The following is a 19461-nucleotide window of genomic DNA, read 5'->3' on the forward strand; positions in this document are numbered from 1 at the left end:
GTGATTGATGAAGGCGATAGCCATTATATCGGTATTATTTGAAACCGTTAATGTAAAGATATAATTCCTCGATTCTTTTTATCTTTAATGCATGCTTAGCTAGGGTTAAGCATGTTTGATAACTTATATCACGTAATCCTGATTTTACCTCTAATAATGAACTTAAATTCACACTAAGCTCATCGATCCCCATCCCAACTAATAAGGGAGCAACTTTGGGATCGCTGGCGAGTTCACCACACAATGAAACCTTAATATTGTTTTCCCTAGCGTGGTCAATCGCAGTTTTAATGAGTTGCAATACCGCAGGAGAAAGGGAGGGGTAGGTTTTTGTTAGTGATGGGTTGGTTCTATCTGCTGCCATTGTATACTGGGTCAGATCATTGGTGCCTATGCTTATAAAGTCCAGTAACGGTAACATTGAGGATAGATTGAGCACTGCTGCAGGAGTTTCGACCACAATACCGTAGCTTAGCTCACCAAAGCCTTTTTCCTCTTCGATAAGCTCAAGCTTACACTCTTCAATGAAGCCAAATAACGCCTCTAGTTCTTCAACTTGATTGATCATTGGGAACATCAGGCGAATGGCGCCATGGTTGGCAGCTCTTAAGATTGCCTTTACTTGGGTGTTGAAAAGTTCTGGGTTTGCAAGACTATAGCGAATGCCTCTTATGCCCAATGCTGGGTTATCCTCGATTAAAGGCGTTAGACAAGGGAGTTCTTTGTCGGCGCCGACATCTAAGGTTCTGATGGTAAAAGTCTTACCTTCCATCAAGTGCAGTGCATCGCAGTAAAAGTGGTATTGAGTTTTCTCATCGGGCAGTGTGCTGGTGTTCATTAACATGAACTCCGTTCTGAACAGACCTATTCCTTCAGCTCCGACGTCAGCTAAGTGACTAATCTCGTTTAAGCTACCGACATTTGCTAACAGAGACACACTATGACCATCTAAGGTTTCGGTCGGCAGATCTTTAAGGGTCAACAGTTGCTGCTTACGCTCGACATCGTGCTGCATCAATTGCGTTAATTTAACCCGATTTTCATCACTTGGTTCGACAACCAACTCACCGTCGATAGCGTTGAGAACAACTTGAGCGCCGTTTTCAATATTAGCCTGTTCATACTCGCAACTAAGCAGTGCAGGTATGCCTGCACTACGGGCTAGAATGGCTGTATGGCTGGTGATCCCGCCTGTATTGAGTACTAATCCATTAATATAATCTAACGGCAGCATGGCAAATTCAGCAGGCGTTAAATCATGAGCAAAAATGATGGTATCCTGCTTAAGCTGGCTAACATCTAGGTGCTGTGCGCCATTGAGTCGTGCTATGAGGCGATGACTTAAACAAAGCATGTCTTGGGCACGATTAGCTAAGTAGGGGTCTTCTAATTGCTCTAGCTCCGATGCTTGATGAGCAAATATACGCTCAATCGCGGCGGCGGCTCGGATCTGCAGTGTAGAAATTGCGTCCTCGATTTGGCTAAGCAGTTCTTCATCTTCTAATAGCAAAATATCGGCTTCGATGAGTTCAAAATGACTTGTTTTAGGCTCTAACTTTATAAGTACTTGGTGTAAATGATGTTTTTGAAGCTCAAATGCTTTTTTGAGTTTTTGAATTTCGATGGGAATTTGCGCTGTGTTGATCACCCTATAATCGATTTTCTCGTGATGTAAGTTAAGATGTAAGGCGTGGCCAAAGGCTATTCCTGATGAAACAACGATTCCCGTAATCGACATAGCAAGACCCTTAACTTAATGTAATGAGTAATTCAGACACTTCTTCCACAGCTTGCTCAGCATGTTCTCCTTCGGCGATAACCTTAACCGAAACGCCTTGATAGAGGCCTAATGTTTGCAGTTTAAATAGACTTTTTGCACTGGCCTGCTTGCCATCGCACTCAACTATGATGTTACATTCGAAAGACTTAGCTTTTTTAACCAAAAGTGCAGCTGGGCGGGTATGGATCCCGTGCTTAGCGGTAATGGTAACTATTTTTTCATACATCATCGTGGGACTCTTCGAAGTAAGCGAACAACCAGCCAGTGCTTATTATTTTTGAATGATTAATCTAAGAACAATTGAGCTAATAATCAATGATTTGATAGTTTTTCTTTTTTAGGGCCTTGGTCGCTGCTTCTAAGGTCTCTTTTTTCACCAGAATATAGTCAGTATCGAAGGTGGAGATAGCAAAAATACTGATCTTTTCATTTGCAAGTGTGCTGGAGACGTTGGCGAGGATCCCTGTCATTGAGAACCCTAATGGACCGATGACTTCAAGGCAGCGCCAGTCATCTTCCTGTTCAATGCTATCAAGGGCAAGTTTTGATGAAACGACAACGGAGATCTCATCCTTGGTTTTGCCGATAAAGAACATCTCCTGCTGAAAAATTTCAGCTGGTATAGTGCAATCGGATGAAAAGCTATGAATAGTGTAGAGTTCAGGGTGACTAGCTAGGGTCATACGAGCCATAAATTAACTCTTAGATAAGTTCCATCTGTGAATTTAGCTTATCACAAATGGCTAAGAGCGCGAGGGTCAATATTACCCTCGCATCTTAAACGCTAGTTGTTAATTAACTTTAAACTGACCTAATGTTTGTGCACAATCTTTGCTGATAGCCTGAAGCGATATTGCCGCATTATGGTTACTCTCATTGGCTTTTACCGAGACTTCGGTAAGCTCGGTGATGGTACAAATATTACGGTTTATCTCTTCGGTAACGATCGATTGCTCTTCTGTTGCACTGGCAAGGTGAGTATTCATATCGCTAATGTGGGCGATAAGGTTAAGGATATCGTTCAATGACTCACTGACACCTTTAGCTTGCGATTGAACTTGTTGTGATTGATTCTGATTCTGCTCATTACTGGCGACAACCGAATTGACACCAGATTGGATATCTTTGATGATCCCTTGAATTTCATTAGTGGAGTCTTGAGTGCGATTAGCTAATGCACGAACTTCATCTGCCACAACGGCAAACCCTCGTCCATGACTTCCTGCACGTGCGGCCTCGATGGCGGCATTAAGCGCGAGTAGATTCGTCTGCTCAGCAATGGCTCTGATCACATCCAAAATGCTGCCAATTTGTACCGATGATTGACCTAGAGCATGGGTGAGTTGTTGCGCATGTTTCAGCTCATCGGCAAGATGTTGAACGTTATCTAGAGTCGAGTTCATCATCGACATGCTTTGTTGAGCTTGCTGTTTTACGCTGTTCGCCGCATCAGCTGCTTGGTTAGTGCTGCTCGCCATCTCTTGGGTGGTGGAGAGCATCTGATTTATTGCAGTCGCCACACTAGATGTTTCTTGATGTAGGTGTTCAACACTACTATTAGACTCTTCTACTGCGGTTAGCAAACCGATAGCATCTTTATCTAAGTTTTTGCCTATAGGTTGAAGTTGAGCAACCATGTCCCGAATTTTGACAACAAACAGGTTAAAAGCCTCTGCTAACTCTGCGACTTCATCTCTTCCTTTTGTTGGAAGCTTTTGGGTTAAATCGCCTTCCCCTTGTGCTATGTCCTTCATCGCCGCGATAGCATCTTTTAAGGGCGCAGTGATAGACACATTGAGTACTAGGAAAAAAAGAAAGATGGGAACAGAGATCATCAACATAATAATCAAGTAATCTAGGGCCATTGAATACATTACATCATAAATATCACTCATCAAGCTGCCTGTAATCACTGTCCAACCCCAAGGCTGATAGAGTTTAGCTTCCACTAGCTTGGCTTCTAATTGACCATTACTTGGGTTAGGGAAGCTTATCTGCGCTTTAGCCGACGATTGGCTCGCTGCAAGGTCTATTAAGGCGTTTAGATTGGGTCTATCTTGTGAGTGAACTAGGCTTGTGACATTTTGTGATATGGTATTAGCATCAGCGCCATTAGCGATAATATTTCGTTGTTCGTCTAATATGATGAAGTAACCATCATTTCCGAAATGGATCTGATTAATCAATGCCGCGGCACTTTGTTGTGCTTTAATTGTATCGAAGATTTGACCATCAACTTGTTTATTCTTAGCTTCAATGATGCTGAGCGCCGTACTAATTTGAGCGTCATTTTGTAGCCACTTTTGAGTGATAATATTGTTGTACTGCTCATTGATCGAAAAACTAGCGAAACAAACGGTGCCGATTGCGGCGAGCATGAGCATTAAAATTAGACGTTGTAGAATAGTCAATTGTCTTAAAATGGCGGTCATTGCGTTGTTACTCTGTTAACGAATACTTAAATTAAATCTACTCTTAATATCGGCGTGACGAAACCGTAAGTCTATGTTTATTTAAAAAATGTTAACTGTATCTATTCGGACTATAGCGGGCGAGATCAGCTAGATATAGAGCGAGCCGTGAGTGATGTCATATAGTCAGGTTTGTATCACTGTATATGGGTTTTTGTATAGCGGGATATGCTGGTAAGGTTGATGAGGCGATATTAAATGCTGTAGGTGTCGGCTGATAAACTTATCCAGTGGATTACTCGTTTAATTTGTTTTCTTGTTTTACTTTGTTTTGTTAATTGGCTGGGGCAATATGTCTCGACTATTTTAAAAAGGTTAATTTTATGCAGGCCACAGTATCAGTTACCACCGATGATATTTTGTTAAAGCTATGTCACTCAGTATCTCATGTGCTGTTTAGTACTACGCATAGCCAAGTTACCCACGCAGGTATGGTGCAATCGATTACCCGTACCTGTTTGAAGCCTGACTTAGGCTGTTTCTCCATTTTTGACGGCGGTTTTTCTGGCTTGGTGGTGATTAATTTCTCGGCGCCAGCTGCGCTAGAGATCTACCGTGAATACATGCTTAATATGGGCATGCCAGAGTCTGAGCTTGCGTTCTCACATACTTCGGATGAAGTCGGCAATGTGATGGGGGAGTTGATGAATCAGATCTTAGGGGATTTCATCAACAAAATAAGCAAGGAGTTGCAAACGAGTATCAGCCAAAGTCAACCTAAGATGTTGACTATTAATAAAGAACTGACTATCTCTATCGATACTAATCTAGATGAAGCTGTCGCGAGAAGAGTATCGTTTAAGACCAAAAATAACCATATTTTCTATCTTGAATTTGCAATGGATAAGACGGAGTTCATCAAGATAAGTGAATTCGAAGCAGATGACGATTTTGATTTAGATGAGCTACTTGCAGAACATGGACAGCTACTCGCATCTTCTAATAGCGAACGAAGTGCTAGTAAGGCGCCAAAGGCAAGCGTAAGCAATACAGATGCAGATGATCTGCTCGATGAGCTCGGGTTATAGACGCTCCGCGGCGATAGAGTGGTTTATTAGGTACACTGCTTTACCTATAAAGCAGTGTACTGTTTGATTATTTTTGGCGCTGTAGATACTGGTTGATGTTGGCTTTACTCTGCTTGGCAATGCTTTGCAGTAAGCCAAAGTTAGGACTAGACAACTGGTAGTCTCTGTCTAAGTCTTCTAGCATGGCTAACCATAAGCTCGCGGTCATTTCACTATCGGCTAAAGCTCGGTGAAACACACCGTCATGCTCAATATTCTTATAGCTAACAAGGCTCCCCAACTTATGGTTTGGGGCGGCTTGGTAGAGTCTTCGTGCAATCAGCATGGAGCAAGCAAATTGACCGATATAATGACTGCCCACTCGCCTAAGCTCTGCATCTAAAAATCTTTGGTCGAAAGAGGCGTTATGGGCAACCAGATTATAATCTCCGATAAAATCTGCAAATTGTGCCATAACCTCTTCGCATGAAGGCGCACTGGCTAACATGGCATTACTGATCCCAGTATAGCTTTCGATAAAGCCGCTTACCCTAAACCCTGGATTCATTAGCTGCTGAAAACGGTCGATAACTTTGCCATCTTTTAACATGACGGCACCAATCTCAATCGCTCGGTCGCCCTGTGTTGGAGACAAGCCGGTGGTTTCAAAGTCGAGTACGATAACGGTATCGGCTGGGCGTGATAAGTTGGCGTGTTTGCTATTGGTCAATTTAATCATTTATCTGTGATGTTTGCTTGGTATTGTATTGATCCCGCCATTGCAGTCAATTCTCTTTGTGCTCCTGACTCTGCTTTTAAAGATTTTCGTTAATAGCTGCGCAGAATAAGCATGTTTTCATGATCTCACCGTGATTTTTATCTAGCCGTATTTGATAAAATGCACACAAATTTTCGTGAGTTAATAGCATGCAATTAGATATAAATGGTTTAACGCCAAAGGAATTTCTTGAGCAGTACTGGCAAAAGAAACCACTTGTGATCCGTCAAGGATTTAAAAACTTTCAAGATCTGCTTTCTCCTGATGAGATGGCTGGACTTGCTTGTGATGAAATGGTTGAGTCTCGTCGCGTTTACCGAGAGAAAGGGGAGTGGCAAGCTGAGTTTGGCCCATTTGAATCTTATGAGCATCTAGGTGAGACGGATTGGACCTTGATTGTTCAAGCCTTGAATAATTGGGTACCTCAAGCCGAAGATCTACTTAAGTGTTTCGACTTTATTCCGCGCTGGCGTTTAGACGATGTGATGGTCAGTTACGCTGTGCCAGGCGGCGGAGTCGGTCCACATATCGATCTCTATGACGTGTTTATCTGCCAGGGTTCAGGAAGACGTAGATGGCGTGTAGGAGACTTAGGTCCTCACAAAGAATTTGCAGCTCATCCTGCACTGCTTCATACCGAAGCATTTGAGCCGATCATCGATGTAGAGTTATTACCTGGTGATATTCTTTATCTGCCACCCGGATACCCCCATGACGGTGTTACTCTTGAGCCATCAATGAGCTTCTCTGTTGGTTATCGCACGGCATCTGCACGCGATATGGTGAGTGCTTTGGCCGATCATCTTATCGATAACGAACTCGGTACTAAACAGATCACCGATCCAGATCGTAGCCTTAGTCAGCATTCTGGTTTAATCGATGAGAAAGATCTTAACCTTATTAAACAGCAACTTGTAGATAGTTTGGACGATACGCTAATTAGTGAATTCAGCGGTCGCTATCTGACACAATCTAAGTGCGAACTGGATCTGCCTGAGGCTAACCTAGGTTTCGAGGTGGAAGATATTAAGGCTATCATTGCCGAGCAACCTTTGATTCGCTTAGGTGGTTTACGTTGCCTTTATTTCGCCGCAACCTTAGGTTCTGGTGTCATGTACATCAATGGTGAGCAAGTTCAGTTTACCGACGGTTGCTCAGAGATTATTGAGACTTTCTGTAACAAACAGATGCTTACACTTGAAGATATTCAAACTTGGTTTGATGATGACGCCGTTATGTCGCAGTTAACACAGTGGGTTAATGCGGGCTACTGGTATTTTGACGATTTAGATTGAGCGTGATTATCCCGTGTATTATCCATAGCCGCGATAAATAATATATTAAGCCCAATTGCAGTTGAAGCGATTGGACTTTTTTATTAGCTAACGTTAGTTTAGAGTGTGCTAGTTATTGATTAAAAACGATATTGCCATAGTGCGCCAAATGTATTGAAGTCGTTTCCCACTTCGGTTATCACTCCTGTGTTGGCGTAGAGCTTGACGCTATGCTGGGCGCTAACGGGTACCGAATAGGTGATACCGAAGCGCGAGTTACGCTGATCATCTGATGACGCAATTTTATCTTTTCTGGTTTCACCACCAAAAAACAAATTTGCGTTTAATGAGATCCAATGTCCACGACTAATGTTATAGATGAGGTGACCTTGGAGAGTATATTGTGGCTCTTGCTCCAAGCTTGTGTTGTTAAAATATTCGTCATTATCACCGTATAGTCTAATTGAGGCGATAAGGTCGTAATACCAGCGCCCTAGCTTATGTGACATACCTATCCCTGGACGAAAAACCCAGCGATTAGTCCCTGCATTGAGCAGTTTATCTGAGTCATAACTGCCGATTGGTAAAGTGATCTGCATACTGGCACCAATGACAATGCCTTGTTGCCATTTGGAAAAATCCTTCGGCTTTAAAGCTGGTGCGCCAAAAAAGTTCCAGGTTAGCCTTATTGTCGGATCACCATATCCACAGCGGTCAGCATAGAGCCGCTCAGAGTTAAATGTTGCACTACCTTCAAAACAAACTCGGGTCGTGGAAAGATCGACCTTTGATGAACTACCAGCTAAATTGAAGGTGTGAGCGTACCCTATAACGGCTGCATCGATAGTTAAGTTGGCATCGGTAATGGGGGCGGTAGGTGCAGGAGATAGATCGCCCTCGGAGTGTACAATACCCGCAGCTAAGAAGTGCATGCCAATAGGGATATTGGTGTAACTACGGGGCTCAAGATCTTGAGCCAAACTAGGTGTACAGACTAGGAGCAGAGGAGGCACTATTAACCACTGCCATTTAACTAGGTTACAGGCAAGAAAATTGGTGAATACCTCATCCCAAATAAGCTTGTATTTATTCTTCAATCTTATTCCTTTACGAACGTCGATATAACACTGGTGCTTTTAAGGTCAGTTTAACTTATAAACACAGAGATCTTGATTTAAACAAACTCAAACTATTAACACTAAGTTAACGAATTCACAGTGTTTATCAAGTGGATTTTGTTCAGACATTGAAATATTAATGCATCATCTGAGTGTGGCTTTGGTATTCTAAGTGTAGTGGTAAGTTTATACTCAGGATAAGTAAGAGAAGTGTTATCTATTAATCGGTTACATCACCTCATTCGACAAGAGCTTGAAAAAGCACTCACAAGTGCCATTGCTGCTGCAAAGCGGGCCCATGAAACGGCAACTGACACCGAGAGTATTGCTAAGAGTAAATATGAAACCTTTGGTTTAGAGGCATCCTATCTTGCCCACGGGCAGTCTGTGAGAGTAGCGCAATGTCAAGCCGATATAAGAGACTTTGAAACCATGTTTACTCGGTTAAGTGATGTTTCAGAGACAAATGCGAAGGTGGAGGTAGGAAAGCTGGTAGAGCTGATGGACACCGAGGGGAAATGTCAGTTTCTGTTTGTTGGACCGAGCGCTGGAGGCTTAAAGGTAACCTTTGATAAATATTCGGTTATGATTGTTACGCTTGCCTCTCCACTAGGCCAAGCCATGATTAATAAGCTTCAAGGAGATGAATTTAGTCTGTTGGTCGCGGGTAGACGCCGGGATTATGAGATTGTAATGGTGAGCTCGTAAGGTCTAGGTAGGTGAGGGCGTTTTGCTTATCTTCTGCCACTACATTAGGTTGTGAGGGAGGGGGTCTAGTCTTAGGCTCTCGTGTTAATCGACAATAGCGTTTAAAGGAATGGGTTATGGCAGAAATGGGTCGTAAATTAGTATTAATATCGGCAGTGTCTCTTACTATGATGGGGTGTAATATCGCCAATCATGGCTCGTTTGTGACTAGTACTTACCAAGATAAATCGACTAATGACCATCTCGTCAAATTAGGGCCTGTTTTTGGTGAGAGCTGCCAAACTCAGTTTTTATATCTTTTCCCTGTCGGCGAAAGTGTTTCATCTCCTAAGGCCATTGAAAACGCTAAATCGGCTGTTCAAGGTACCGTGATCATCACCGATGTGACCATAGACGATTCACTGTCGTTTGGTATTGGCTACTCTGAGCAGTGTATTCAGGTTCAAGGTGTGGCATTCGGAGTGCAGCCGCTCAAATAAATATTTAGATAAACAGAACACAGTCAATTCTGTTTATCTTTTTAATTACAACAATTACTAAGTCAGTTGGGTCTTTCCGGCTAATATCAGTTCTCACTGCACTGCGACTTTCCCGCTTGATAACAACTTGGTTGTCTTGGACAAACGGCTCCCCTAGAACAAATCAGTCTAGCTTCGTTATCTATACCTCTTTCAATCCAGTTAATATTCAATATTTTTGCAACGCTCATTAGGCTTTTTTTAATGTTTGTTGGCATCTCTACTGTACCGTTGTTAGTTGCACAAGATTGTTTTAGGTCGGCTGCAATGCTTGCTGCATCACCACCTTGAGCATCAATAGCTGGGTTAAGATCAATACCAGCGCATAAGACGTGGTTATTACCGGCCATATCTTCCACTTTTACTGACTCACAGCAGTAGATCCTGGGTTTTTCAGCAACATCGAGAATTGAGATCTGTGCAGAGGTACCTACTTTAGGCTCGTTAATCATCCTAAATACGGCCCAGTGCTGGCAAGGATCTTCAACAACTCGCATATTGCCCCAAGGTAGTGGAATACCATTACCGCGATAGACAGCTTTTAACTTTCCCGGTGCATAGGCATCAAAGTAATGCCAGTGTGGGTAGGGGGACACGACTGTCATGCGGCGCATTGCAACAGAAGCCGACACTCCTAAGGTTTTATTCACTTTGATCTCATAGCCGTGGCGATCGAGTAGCTGTCTAAAAGGCACTTTAGGGCAAAGTAGTGCTCCTGCAAAAAAACTAGATTCAAAATCTCGCCAAGCATGCAAGATATCTTGTGCATTGAGCGTCGATGAAACTGGCGCGGTAGACTCTTCATGAGCGGCTGTATGGCGTCTTCCAGCGGTCAAGACACACTTTAATCCATCTTTATTATGTAAAACACAATGACCTATATGCACTGCCAAGTCGTATTTTAAACGTGTTGGGAACGACTTAAGCATCTTGTTTAAGTAGATTGTCGAAGGTGGTTCAAAAAAAGAGGTGACAACATGTGTGGTGCTTACGCCCATCTCATCAACGACCTCTTGGGGCGTCCTATCGATCCACTTTAACCTTAGCCCGATTGATTTGGCGATATCTTTAAGATCATCAATCGCCAACGGCAAGCGTTTATGACCAACCTCTTCGGCAGCGCGCTCCAGATCAGGAAAGTGGTTCTGGTGGTGCTCTTGATGAGCACGAATTAAAAGGTGGGCAAACTCTCGTCCTGTCGTCCCTGTTTGAGATAGCATCTCTGGGATCGCAATTTGTAAAATATCATTGGAAAAGAGAAAGCTTGGCTCTAACGCCATGCCGCTTATACCACCACGTCGTCCTTTATTCGGTGTAATGGCATCATCTTCGGGTACATCATCAAGAAACCAATCGATCTCTTTTTGGAACACCGCTGCGATGACTGCAAGCATCCCAGAACTTGGTACACGTTTACCACGTTCAATCATGGATAAGTAAGATACAGAGGGAGCAGACTCAGGATCTACACGTACACAGCGCGCAGAGAGATCCTCCATAGTGAGGTGATTTCTCTTTCTCAAGTTGCGGATCTTTGTGCCCAAGAAATGTGACTTTCTAATCAAGCTCTGATTGTTTTTCATTCTGTAAAATTCACAATGTAAAATTTTTATTGTGAAATTGTAATGAAATTTACACTAGACTACAAATCAAGCAATCAGGAAATAGTCTTGTTTTCGGTTGTGACAACAAAAGATAACGACCCACGATTTCAAAAGTAAGAGGATAGGGCCATGGATATATCAACAATCAATAGTACTCAAGTAAATCAAAACAATAACTTTATTGGTGCAGAGCTTGTTGATGTGGATCTTGTCAAAGTGGCAACGAGCTGCGATACAACGGCCCCATGCGCGAAAACGTTCTTAGATGCAAAGTTTCCTTTAGCTAAGGGCTCACATAAAAATGCTTGTAGCTACGTGGTTTACTATTCACAGCTGCTGATTTTTATGGCTGACGGCTCCCAAACAGGTTTGCGCTTTCCAAAGCAATTCGTTGCGCTGACGGGTCATAAGAGTGAACCGAGTGCAATTCTGCTACGAGACAGAGGGACACACGTTGAATTGAGTTTTGATAGAAAGCAACCAAATAGAGGTCAAGACTTAGCGAATATCAAAGATATTCAGTTACAAGGGCATGACTATTGGATTAGCTTAATCAACATTGAGAACACGGCCACTGTTACCGCAATTCAGGAGCGTGAGTTTACCGCAAAAGATGGCAGTGAATACTTAGTTAAGAATCAGTATTAACAGGTAAAGGGAGCAGAGGTACAGCTCCTTAAGCTTTAACGATACAGACAAAGCCGCTAAGTCAACTTAGTGGCTTTGACCTTTTTTGGGCTTTAAATTTGTCAGTCAACTTTATATATTGAATTGGGGTTACAGGACCTTTTGAGCTATTTTAGTTACACATAGTGAGTAGCTTAGCTATTATTGTACTCGAGTTTCTATAAATTCCCCCTTTTCACAGGGCTTAGCTTGCGTATTTCTAACTTTACTCCTATGATCGCAGCGTTTTCTTTCTAGGGTAACTTTTTAATGTTGAAATCTCCGCTTTCTCCCAGCTCAAATGAACTTGCGATAAGTATTCTTGATCTTGTTTTATCAGAAGGTAAGCCGTTAGATCGCGCCTATTCTCAGCATTTCTCTGGGCTAAAATTAGAGCCTACCGAGCAGGGCCGTATTACCTTTGTTGTGGGTGATATCCTGAGACGACTTAACTTATATTGTTACCTATCAGATGTTAAACCTGAAGAGATGGCGCGTTTAGGTACCCGTTTACTCAACGTGTGGCATCTGTTTAATGAATTACCTCTGCCAAAAATGCAGTATTCGTTACAAGTCGATGCTGCTGAGCTAGCTGCGCGAATTGAGCAAGCAAAACAGCAACCTGTTTTGTGGGATGGATGCCCAGATTGGTTAAATGAGATGGGTGAAGCGCAGATGGGTGATAAGTGGCCGGCAGAAAGAGCCGCCTTAAATCAGCCTGCGAAACGTTTTTTGCGTACTAACACGCTAAAGTGTACTCGTGATGAACTCGCAAACGCCCTACGTAAAGAGGGCGTGCAGACTGTCGCTGTCGAAGGTGTCGATACCGCTTTGGAAGTGACCTCGGATTCTGCGCTATTTAGAACTGAAGCGTTTAAAAATGGCTGGTTTGAGCAGCAGGATGCGGGGTCTCAACTGGTTGCGCTAGCACTGGATGCAAAACCTGGAATGCGAGTCGTAGATGCCTGTGCTGGTGCGGGTGGTAAGACACTTTCTATTTCTGCACAAATGCAGGGTAAAGGTCGTTTGCTAGCGATGGATGTTGAGCAATGGAAATTAGATAACCTTAAACAACGGGCACGCCGCGCGGGAGCGCATAATGTTGAAACTCGAATTATCGCCAGTAGCAAAACCATTAAGCGCTTAAAGCTAACTGCTGACCGAGTGTTATTAGATGTGCCTTGTTCAGGTCTTGGCGTGCTGAAACGTAATCCAGACGCAAAATGGCGTGATACCCCAGAGCGTCTACCTGTACTGGTTGAGCTTCAAAAGCATATCTTGCAGAGCTATAGCCGTATGGTAAAAGTAGGTGGCATATTAGTCTACGCGACATGCTCGATCATGCCTGAGGAAAACCGTGACCAAGTGGATGCGTTCCTTGCTGAGAATAAACACTTTAGGTTTATTGAAGATGAGACAATTAGTCCAGCTGAAACCGGTTTTGATGGTTTTTATTTAGCAAAACTAGAGCGGATAGCAGAAGCATAATTCACTAACGGAAGAAATAGTCAAAAAAGAGCACCCTAGGTGCTCTTTTTGTTTTTACTCACCATGTAACGTAATAAGTAGTCTTCTATTGCCGCCATTATCTCTATGCTCACCTAAATAAATCCCTTGCCAAGTGCCTAAGTTGAATCTGCCATTGGTAATTGGAATAGTAATCGACACTCCTAAAAGGCTAGACTTAAGGTGTGCAGGCATATCATCATCCCCCTCATAGGTATGAGTGTAATAGGGGGCATTTTCTGGTGCGAGTCGATTGATATAACTTTCAAAATCAGCTCTTACACTAGGATCGGCATTCTCGTTTAGTGTGAGGGATGCCGATGTGTGCTGAAGTAACAGATGAGCAATGCCAATTTTGATATTTGATAATTCACTGAGGGATTCTTCAATCTCTTTAGTAATTAAATGGAAACCACGAGGCTGTGGTTTTAATGTGATTAATTTTTGTGTCCACATGGCTAGCTTCCCTGGTATTGGCTTATCGTTAGCATTGTAAACTGATGCTAGGTGAAAATTAAATAAAGCGAAAATTTGTCTATTTTAGAGTGAATTTCGAGTGGGTAACTTTAGTCGCTGGATGTGTGTTGCCATCATTGATTTGTCGTATATTTAGACTAACCCTCCGATAGAAATCATTCAGTAATCTGAGTCAGTCATCGAGGGGACTCTCATTGGCAGCAAAACTCACAGTTATGCTGTTTAAGCATTCAGTTCCCTTCATAGGGCTTGTTGTTAATGGGGGTAATAAATTGCTGCGATCTAAGCTCTATAGGTTTAATAACGAAATTATCAACTAGGCTTGATACTTCGAATCGTTAAGCCAAGTAAGAGTCCTAGTCCATCTCCTAATGTCGTTATCATACGTAGCGTTACCGCAAGTGATAAAGCCAGTCCACTGCCATAGACTGGTGCGATTAACGCTATCAGTACGGTTTCTCTTATCCCTAGTCCTGCGGGCGCGCCTGGAGTAATAAAGCCAAGTAGCCAAGCGATTGAAAATGATGAAGTCAAAAACCAATAGCGGGTGGCTTCTGTTTCAGGATAAGACAGAGTTATCAAATACAGAATTTCACCAAAAACTAAAAAGCTTACTGTATAAAGTAGGTAGCACTCAGACAGTGCGCGTTTAGGGGGGAAGCTTAATCGCGAAAGATAAAGCTTTGCATAGCGATATAGTTTTGGCGCAAATAGTACTGAGATTATGAGTATGGATACCATAATCAGTGATAGAGATGGACTAAATTGTGTAATGCTTGGCATAGAAGACAGTAATAGAGAGTGATTTAGTAGTAATGCTGTGGTACCGATAATAGCTGCAGATATGATGACAATCATAATCTCGTACGTCATTGTGATGACAATAGACTGGTTCGATAAGCCTATTCTATGAGCCAAAACCGCGCGACCAACATGGTGAGAAAAATTGCCAGGTATATACTTGCCAAATTGAGAGATTAAAATAATGATCGCTATTTGACGCATCTGAGGATGCTGGCCAATAGAACTGAGTAAACGATACCAGGCTATCGATGTAATCGCGAAGCATACAAGATATAAGATCAAGGATATCGTTAATATAGAGATATTGTCTTTGGCAAAGAAAGACATTGAAAGCAGTGACCAATTGTCGTGTAGATACATGACGAAGAAAATACTACATATTGTAACTAATATCCCTCCTGCCCAGTGATATCCTTTCTTCAACATAAACTCCTCTGATATTTTGCCGCAAGGCTTGGCTAGTCTTTGAAGTGACTCGGTGTCTTTTTTGGGGTTAGCAGCCGATTCAATTTTTCATTGTTAGTTTTTATACAGCTGTTGAATACGTTAGCGATTTTCTCCGCAGAGCCTAGGCTCGTTAAGCTTTCTGCTTTCATTTTTGCGGCTCGAATCAACTTAGCTTCCAATTCTTTATTTTGAATTAGTCTTAATACGCTACCGGCTATCTGCTTCGGATTGCCCTGTTCGACGAGTAGTCCGGTTTCCTCATGTTGAATGACATCAACAATTCCGCCCACATTGCTCGCGATAACAGGGGTGCCAGCTTGCATCGCTTCTATAAAACTGATCCCTTGAGCCTCTACACTGCCATCTTTAGTCGATTTAGAAGGGCCAATAAATATATCGGCTGCGGTTAGGTAGTTGATAATGTCATTTGATTCTATCCACCCCATAAACACGACATTCTCAACGAGGTTTAACTCCTTGGCTAAGGATTCTAGGGCGCTTCTTAACGGCCCTTCACCTAAGATGAGTAATCGAATATTTGAAAGTTGAGCTTTTAAGATTGATAGAGCATTAAGCAAGTCATCTACCCCTTTTACGTCCACTAAACGCCCGACAAAGATTAGCAAAGGGGCGTTCCCTACCTTATATTTATTGCGTAAATCTTCACATCGATTTGGGGTGGGTTGTGCACGAGTTACTCCCATAGGTATTAAGTTCAAGTTTGCTAAGTTAGGTGCAATGCTAAGCACTTGCTGTTGAGTCGCAGAACTGTTTACGGTAACGGCATCAGCATGAGTTAAAGAGAATTGCTTGAATTGTGATAACACCTTTCCTTTTAGTGCAAATGCATCGCTACCATGGACTGTAATGACATGGGGGATCCTCAAGGGGATAGATGCGAGTACGCCATTGAAGCCTTGAGGAAGGATCCAGTGGGAGTGCAAAAGGTCATATTTACCACTCATCAGTAACTTCATGATCGCTAGCCACTCACACATAACTAATAATGGTAATTTTAAATAATTTAAATGATTCTTCTGCAGGTTCATTAATGCCCCGCCTTGATAGCATATAGTTTGAGCTTTCTCTGGTAACAAGTAGCGGAAACGTTTTACTGAAACACCGTCGTAAACCTCTTCTCGGGCTGCACCTATAAAGTGAGGCGCAAGTACGTCAACTTCCCATTCGAACTCCTTTAGGCTAACGGCTAAATGATGGACAAAGGGAGTAGTACTATCTCCATGCCACCTTGGATAATTTGAAGTAACGCATAACACCCTTTTTTTCACTGGATTATGGGAGTGAGTTTCTGAGATTATATTATCCAATCTGCTTCCTTTATATTGCTGTTGCATATAGGGAAAAAACGAAAAATTATTGATTAACGATCTTATTTGACTGCTTGCTCTCTTTTGTAAAAGTAGAGGAAACTTCAGATTTGGAAGAAACTTCTTGCTCAACCTTAATGACCCTTTCATCCATTCTCTCCATTTTATGAAGCATTTTCTCTGTTAATTTACGGTTGAAGTTGATCAGGTCTGCAATTAAGCCCACTAAAAGTGTAATCACACCTAATGTCATGAGTGTGGAGCCTAGTATGAGTGACTGCATATGCCCATCGCCGTTGCCATGAGCGTAGAAGTACACGAACCTTATAATGGGTAGCATTCCGACTAGGATGGCGATTAAACCTAAGGAGAGAAATACCCGTAGAGGTCGGTACATGGTGTACATTCGTATCAGGGTTGTGACGGATAAGTAAAGAAACTGCGGAATGGATTTAAATAGCCGTGACTCCCGAAGCTTTTGATTTGTTTGAATTGGTACAGACTTTATACTCATTCGCTTTGCACTCGCTTGAACTAACATTTCAAGGGTATAGCTAAACTCTGAAACGATATTTATCTGTCTTGCTGCCTCACGTGAAATAGCACGAAACCCACTGACGGCATCTGTAATATCTAGTTTGAGAATCGATCTGACGACAAAGCTTCCAAAGACCTGAAGGCTGCGCTTCAATAGTGAAAAGTGGGGGTTGTTGAATCCTCCGCGATCACCAACAGTAATGTCAGCTTCCTTATTTATGATGGGTGTAACCAATAGTGGAATGTCTGCAGAACGGTACTGATTATCGCCGTCAATGTTTACAATTATATCGGCACCTTGCCGAAGGCACTCTTCAATGCCGATGTGAAATGAGCGAGCTAAGCCTTTATTCGTTGTGCTAGTTATTATGTAATCGGCCCCGGCTTGGCCTGCGACATCAGACGTGTTATCTGTTGAGCCATCATCTATAACGAGTATTTCAATGCTATCAATTCCGGATATTTGCAATGGAATGCTATCGATTACATCACTTAGATTCTCAGCCTCATTAAAACAAGGAATTTGCACAATTAGTTTCATCTTTTGATACCTTTTTATATTGTCAGGCACTTAAAGCGCTAGAACCCAGTGAAAATCGGTTGGAAATGGGATTGCAACGGTGGTCGATATAAATGATTCCCCCAGCGGAAGCTGACTTCTTGATTAAGTTTAGTCGGCTTTGCTATATGATTCCCCTTGACTAAGAATAGTGTCTCTCCGGGAGACAAGTTCTGCTCATTAACGATTATGGGATGAGTCGCTTCGAGGGTATATTCGCCTGGAATGTTAATCGAAAAATGAGTGTTCCTAGCCCGTAATTGTAGTTGCTTCCCAGCGACATAAAGCGCTCCCCAGTGAGGAATATAATTTTGTTTTAAAGCGGCTAGATCTGCTGGATGTAATTGCTTAGAGAACGTTTCAGATGCGCTTGAATGGTTTAAAAACCGATTATTGGCGATAACAAAAGCTGGCTCTTTCACAGCAATAACACTTTTTAAAACAGGTTGCTTAGCTTCCAAATAAGCTTCCATCCCCCAACTGCTCATAAAAAAACCTTGTTTAGGATATGAAGCGATCATGGAGCAGCAATCTATGTAGCTCGTAGGCGAAGGGAAAAGTCTGTGGATCAGTTCGACAAAGTTTTGTTGTGTCTGCAAGGTTTTCTTCATTGGAATAAAAAATCCGTGATAGGTAATACTTACCGCTATGAAAAGTAATAAGCAGCTGGTAATTACACTCGTTTCTCTATTATTTCGAGGATTAAGTCTAAATCCATCCCATGCCACACCACACAAAACCGTTACCGGAGCGAGCATAAATGAATAGAAATAGGGAAAGGCATTTCGATAGAAAAAAATTGTACAAAGAGGTAAGCAGAAACTTAATAGAATGAGTCGATCGCTTTGGCTTAGCTGCCTATGAGGTAAGCGAGCGAAATAGGCTACTTTAACTCCATATATCAAGGTTAACCAGAACAAAAAATCGTAGAAAAACGAATACTTTAAGTAGATAAAGCCAGGCAAGAAGGTACTGGTTTTGATCGTTTTATCGAAACTTACACTAACGATTTCAGCTGCTACTTCAGAGTTAGGCAATAATAAAAATGTGCCATGAAGAAGGTATAAAGCGTAGAAGGAGAGCAGAGCGCAGGATAATACAATAATTGGCTTATATAGAAACCGACTTTTTATCGGTGCTTCTAGGTAGAGTGCTAAAGCAATGAGTCCAAAAGTAGGCAGATATAGAAGAGATTTGATGGTAATAAGTATTGAAACCGCGATACATAAACCTGCAATGAGCAAATGTCTAAATTGAAGTCTCTGGGATAAAATAAGCGTAAGGCTGCTCATTAAGAAGAAGGTTGTTAACGGGTCGGCCCTAAAGCTCGCGCCCATCCGGATATTAAAAGAAAATGCAAAGTAGCAGAGTACAGAAAATAGCGCGGCAGGAGTACTTACAAAGCGACGAGCGATGCGATAGATGAAGTAACCAGTCAGGATTTGAAATAGTACTAAAACTAAACGAGCGGCTTTAATCTGAATGACTTCGTTTGAGGAGACCCATTTTAGCCAGTTAAAGAAGTGAACATGGAAGGTCTGTAATTGAGTAGAGAGTGCTCCGGATTCATATTGATAGACAAAGGATAAGTAATAGAACTCATCCCAGTTAACCTCATAGAATAGGGCCACATGAATACGAGCGACAACGGCAAACGCAAGTAACAGTGACAGTACGGGTATTTGACTGAGTCTACGGCGCTCACTCCCTACATCAGAGGGGGAAATTTCTTTGTCATAAGAGACATCAAATTCTTTGCTTGTCAAAAGGTTACCTGAAAAAATCATCTTTAAGGTAACTGTAGTACATATTTTTGTTCTTGTTAGTCTTCTAACAGATTTGTTTATTTTCCATTAACATTGCTCGTTGTATAACTTTC

General features: G+C 42.2%; 18 protein-coding genes. 6 read left to right on the forward strand and 12 right to left on the reverse strand.

What is annotated here, in order from left to right; genetic code table 11:
* Window positions 1–34: 34 nt before the first annotated feature.
* The 4 genes from ptsP to JMA39_RS11825 all read right to left on the reverse strand — a co-directional run bounded on the left by ptsP (window position 35) and on the right by JMA39_RS11825 (window position 4212).
* Window positions 35–1738 carry a phosphoenolpyruvate--protein phosphotransferase gene (gene ptsP, locus JMA39_RS11810; protein ID WP_202722067.1) on the reverse strand — a complete coding sequence of 568 codons (1704 nt, stop codon included), beginning with the start codon at window positions 1736–1738 and terminating at the stop codon, window positions 35–37.
* A gap of 10 nt (window positions 1739–1748) precedes the next feature.
* Window positions 1749–2006, reverse strand: a complete 258-nt coding sequence (locus JMA39_RS11815; protein WP_202722281.1) for an HPr family phosphocarrier protein — start codon at window positions 2004–2006, stop codon at window positions 1749–1751.
* A 79-nt stretch (window positions 2007–2085) separates the two neighbouring features.
* Window positions 2086–2472 (reverse strand): ACT domain-containing protein, encoded by a 387-nt coding sequence (locus JMA39_RS11820; protein WP_202722068.1) that lies wholly within the window; start codon window positions 2470–2472, stop codon window positions 2086–2088.
* 99 nt (window positions 2473–2571) lie between these two features.
* Window positions 2572–4212: a methyl-accepting chemotaxis protein gene (locus tag JMA39_RS11825; protein ID WP_202722069.1), complete on the reverse strand. Its 1641-nt coding sequence runs from the start codon at window positions 4210–4212 to the stop codon at window positions 2572–2574.
* A gap of 362 nt (window positions 4213–4574) precedes the next feature.
* Between JMA39_RS11825 and JMA39_RS11830 the strand changes: the two genes are divergently transcribed.
* Window positions 4575–5279, forward strand: a complete 705-nt coding sequence (locus JMA39_RS11830) for a DUF3334 family protein (RefSeq protein WP_202722070.1) — start codon at window positions 4575–4577, stop codon at window positions 5277–5279.
* 67 nt (window positions 5280–5346) lie between these two features.
* On the opposite strand, the gene JMA39_RS11835 is transcribed toward JMA39_RS11830, so the two are convergent.
* Window positions 5347–5997, reverse strand: coding sequence for a 3'-5' exonuclease (locus tag JMA39_RS11835; protein ID WP_202722071.1), 651 nt, complete (start codon window positions 5995–5997; stop codon window positions 5347–5349).
* Between the two features lie 188 nt (window positions 5998–6185).
* On the opposite strand from JMA39_RS11835, the gene JMA39_RS11840 reads away from it, so the two are divergent.
* Entirely contained in the window at window positions 6186–7331 is a 1146-nt protein-coding gene (locus tag JMA39_RS11840; protein ID WP_202722072.1) for a ribosomal protein uL16 3-hydroxylase, read from the forward strand.
* Window positions 7332–7450: 119 nt separating this feature from the next.
* Here JMA39_RS11840 and JMA39_RS11845 read toward each other — a convergent pair whose 3' ends face one another.
* On the reverse strand, window positions 7451–8407 hold the full coding sequence (locus JMA39_RS11845) for a transporter (RefSeq protein WP_237732798.1): 957 nt from the start codon (window positions 8405–8407) through the stop codon (window positions 7451–7453).
* A 231-nt stretch (window positions 8408–8638) separates the two neighbouring features.
* Between JMA39_RS11845 and JMA39_RS21410 the strand changes: the two genes are divergently transcribed.
* Both JMA39_RS21410 and JMA39_RS11855 read left to right on the forward strand, forming a co-directional pair.
* Window positions 8639–9136 carry a GreA/GreB family elongation factor gene (locus JMA39_RS21410; RefSeq protein ID WP_202722073.1) on the forward strand — a complete coding sequence of 166 codons (498 nt, stop codon included), beginning with the start codon at window positions 8639–8641 and terminating at the stop codon, window positions 9134–9136.
* Between the two features lie 116 nt (window positions 9137–9252).
* The gene (locus tag JMA39_RS11855; RefSeq protein ID WP_237732799.1) at window positions 9253–9615 is read left to right on the forward strand and encodes a hypothetical protein; all 363 of its coding nucleotides are present in this window, start codon (window positions 9253–9255) and stop codon (window positions 9613–9615) included.
* A gap of 86 nt (window positions 9616–9701) precedes the next feature.
* Here the strand turns inward: JMA39_RS11855 and JMA39_RS11860 are convergent, their stop codons facing one another.
* Window positions 9702–11237: a DUF3612 domain-containing protein gene (locus JMA39_RS11860; protein WP_202722074.1), complete on the reverse strand. Its 1536-nt coding sequence runs from the start codon at window positions 11235–11237 to the stop codon at window positions 9702–9704.
* Window positions 11238–11387: 150 nt separating this feature from the next.
* Here JMA39_RS11860 and JMA39_RS11865 point away from each other — a divergent pair, with 150 nt between their 5' ends.
* The gene (locus JMA39_RS11865) at window positions 11388–11906 is read left to right on the forward strand and encodes an aldolase/citrate lyase/malate synthase family protein (RefSeq protein WP_202722075.1); all 519 of its coding nucleotides are present in this window, start codon (window positions 11388–11390) and stop codon (window positions 11904–11906) included.
* A 288-nt stretch (window positions 11907–12194) separates the two neighbouring features.
* On the forward strand, window positions 12195–13412 hold the full coding sequence (locus JMA39_RS11870; RefSeq protein ID WP_202722076.1) for an RsmB/NOP family class I SAM-dependent RNA methyltransferase: 1218 nt from the start codon (window positions 12195–12197) through the stop codon (window positions 13410–13412).
* Between the two features lie 54 nt (window positions 13413–13466).
* Here JMA39_RS11870 and JMA39_RS11875 read toward each other — a convergent pair whose 3' ends face one another.
* The 5 genes from JMA39_RS11875 to JMA39_RS11895 all read right to left on the reverse strand — a co-directional run bounded on the left by JMA39_RS11875 (window position 13467) and on the right by JMA39_RS11895 (window position 19348).
* The gene (locus JMA39_RS11875; protein WP_202722077.1) at window positions 13467–13886 is read right to left on the reverse strand and encodes a secondary thiamine-phosphate synthase enzyme YjbQ; all 420 of its coding nucleotides are present in this window, start codon (window positions 13884–13886) and stop codon (window positions 13467–13469) included.
* Between the two features lie 333 nt (window positions 13887–14219).
* Window positions 14220–15137 (reverse strand): lysylphosphatidylglycerol synthase domain-containing protein, encoded by a 918-nt coding sequence (locus tag JMA39_RS11880; protein WP_202722078.1) that lies wholly within the window; start codon window positions 15135–15137, stop codon window positions 14220–14222.
* Window positions 15138–15169: 32 nt separating this feature from the next.
* Window positions 15170–16486, reverse strand: a complete 1317-nt coding sequence (locus JMA39_RS11885; RefSeq protein ID WP_202722079.1) for a glycosyltransferase — start codon at window positions 16484–16486, stop codon at window positions 15170–15172.
* A 46-nt stretch (window positions 16487–16532) separates the two neighbouring features.
* Complete coding sequence (locus JMA39_RS11890; RefSeq protein ID WP_202722080.1) at window positions 16533–17564, reverse strand: glycosyltransferase family 2 protein; 1032 nt, start codon at window positions 17562–17564, stop codon at window positions 16533–16535.
* A 38-nt stretch (window positions 17565–17602) separates the two neighbouring features.
* On the reverse strand, window positions 17603–19348 hold the full coding sequence (locus JMA39_RS11895; RefSeq protein WP_202722081.1) for an ArnT family glycosyltransferase: 1746 nt from the start codon (window positions 19346–19348) through the stop codon (window positions 17603–17605).
* Window positions 19349–19461 lie beyond the last annotated feature (113 nt).

The sequence above is a fragment of the Shewanella schlegeliana genome, from assembly GCF_016765635.1.
GTDB lineage: Bacteria > Pseudomonadota > Gammaproteobacteria > Enterobacterales > Shewanellaceae > Shewanella > Shewanella schlegeliana.

What these genes read in the sequence shown, in the direction of transcription:
- JMA39_RS11860 (WP_202722074.1), bottom strand. Translation starts at nt 11,237, where the DNA reads ATGAAAAACAATCAGAGCTTGATTAGAAAGTCACATTTCTTGGGCACA.
- JMA39_RS11835 (WP_202722071.1), bottom strand. Translation starts at nt 5,997, where the DNA reads ATGATTAAATTGACCAATAGCAAACACGCCAACTTATCACGCCCAGCC.
- JMA39_RS11865 (WP_202722075.1), top strand. Translation starts at nt 11,388, where the DNA reads ATGGATATATCAACAATCAATAGTACTCAAGTAAATCAAAACAATAAC.
- ptsP (WP_202722067.1), bottom strand. Translation starts at nt 1,738, where the DNA reads ATGTCGATTACGGGAATCGTTGTTTCATCAGGAATAGCCTTTGGCCAC.
- JMA39_RS11815 (WP_202722281.1), bottom strand. Translation starts at nt 2,006, where the DNA reads ATGTATGAAAAAATAGTTACCATTACCGCTAAGCACGGGATCCATACC.
- JMA39_RS11820 (WP_202722068.1), bottom strand. Translation starts at nt 2,472, where the DNA reads ATGGCTCGTATGACCCTAGCTAGTCACCCTGAACTCTACACTATTCAT.
- JMA39_RS11875 (WP_202722077.1), bottom strand. Translation starts at nt 13,886, where the DNA reads ATGTGGACACAAAAATTAATCACATTAAAACCACAGCCTCGTGGTTTC.
- JMA39_RS11890 (WP_202722080.1), bottom strand. Translation starts at nt 17,564, where the DNA reads ATGAAACTAATTGTGCAAATTCCTTGTTTTAATGAGGCTGAGAATCTA.
- JMA39_RS11870 (WP_202722076.1), top strand. Translation starts at nt 12,195, where the DNA reads ATGTTGAAATCTCCGCTTTCTCCCAGCTCAAATGAACTTGCGATAAGT.
- JMA39_RS11825 (WP_202722069.1), bottom strand. Translation starts at nt 4,212, where the DNA reads ATGACCGCCATTTTAAGACAATTGACTATTCTACAACGTCTAATTTTA.
- JMA39_RS11855 (WP_237732799.1), top strand. Translation starts at nt 9,253, where the DNA reads ATGGCAGAAATGGGTCGTAAATTAGTATTAATATCGGCAGTGTCTCTT.
- JMA39_RS11840 (WP_202722072.1), top strand. Translation starts at nt 6,186, where the DNA reads ATGCAATTAGATATAAATGGTTTAACGCCAAAGGAATTTCTTGAGCAG.
- JMA39_RS11880 (WP_202722078.1), bottom strand. Translation starts at nt 15,137, where the DNA reads ATGTTGAAGAAAGGATATCACTGGGCAGGAGGGATATTAGTTACAATA.
- JMA39_RS11830 (WP_202722070.1), top strand. Translation starts at nt 4,575, where the DNA reads ATGCAGGCCACAGTATCAGTTACCACCGATGATATTTTGTTAAAGCTA.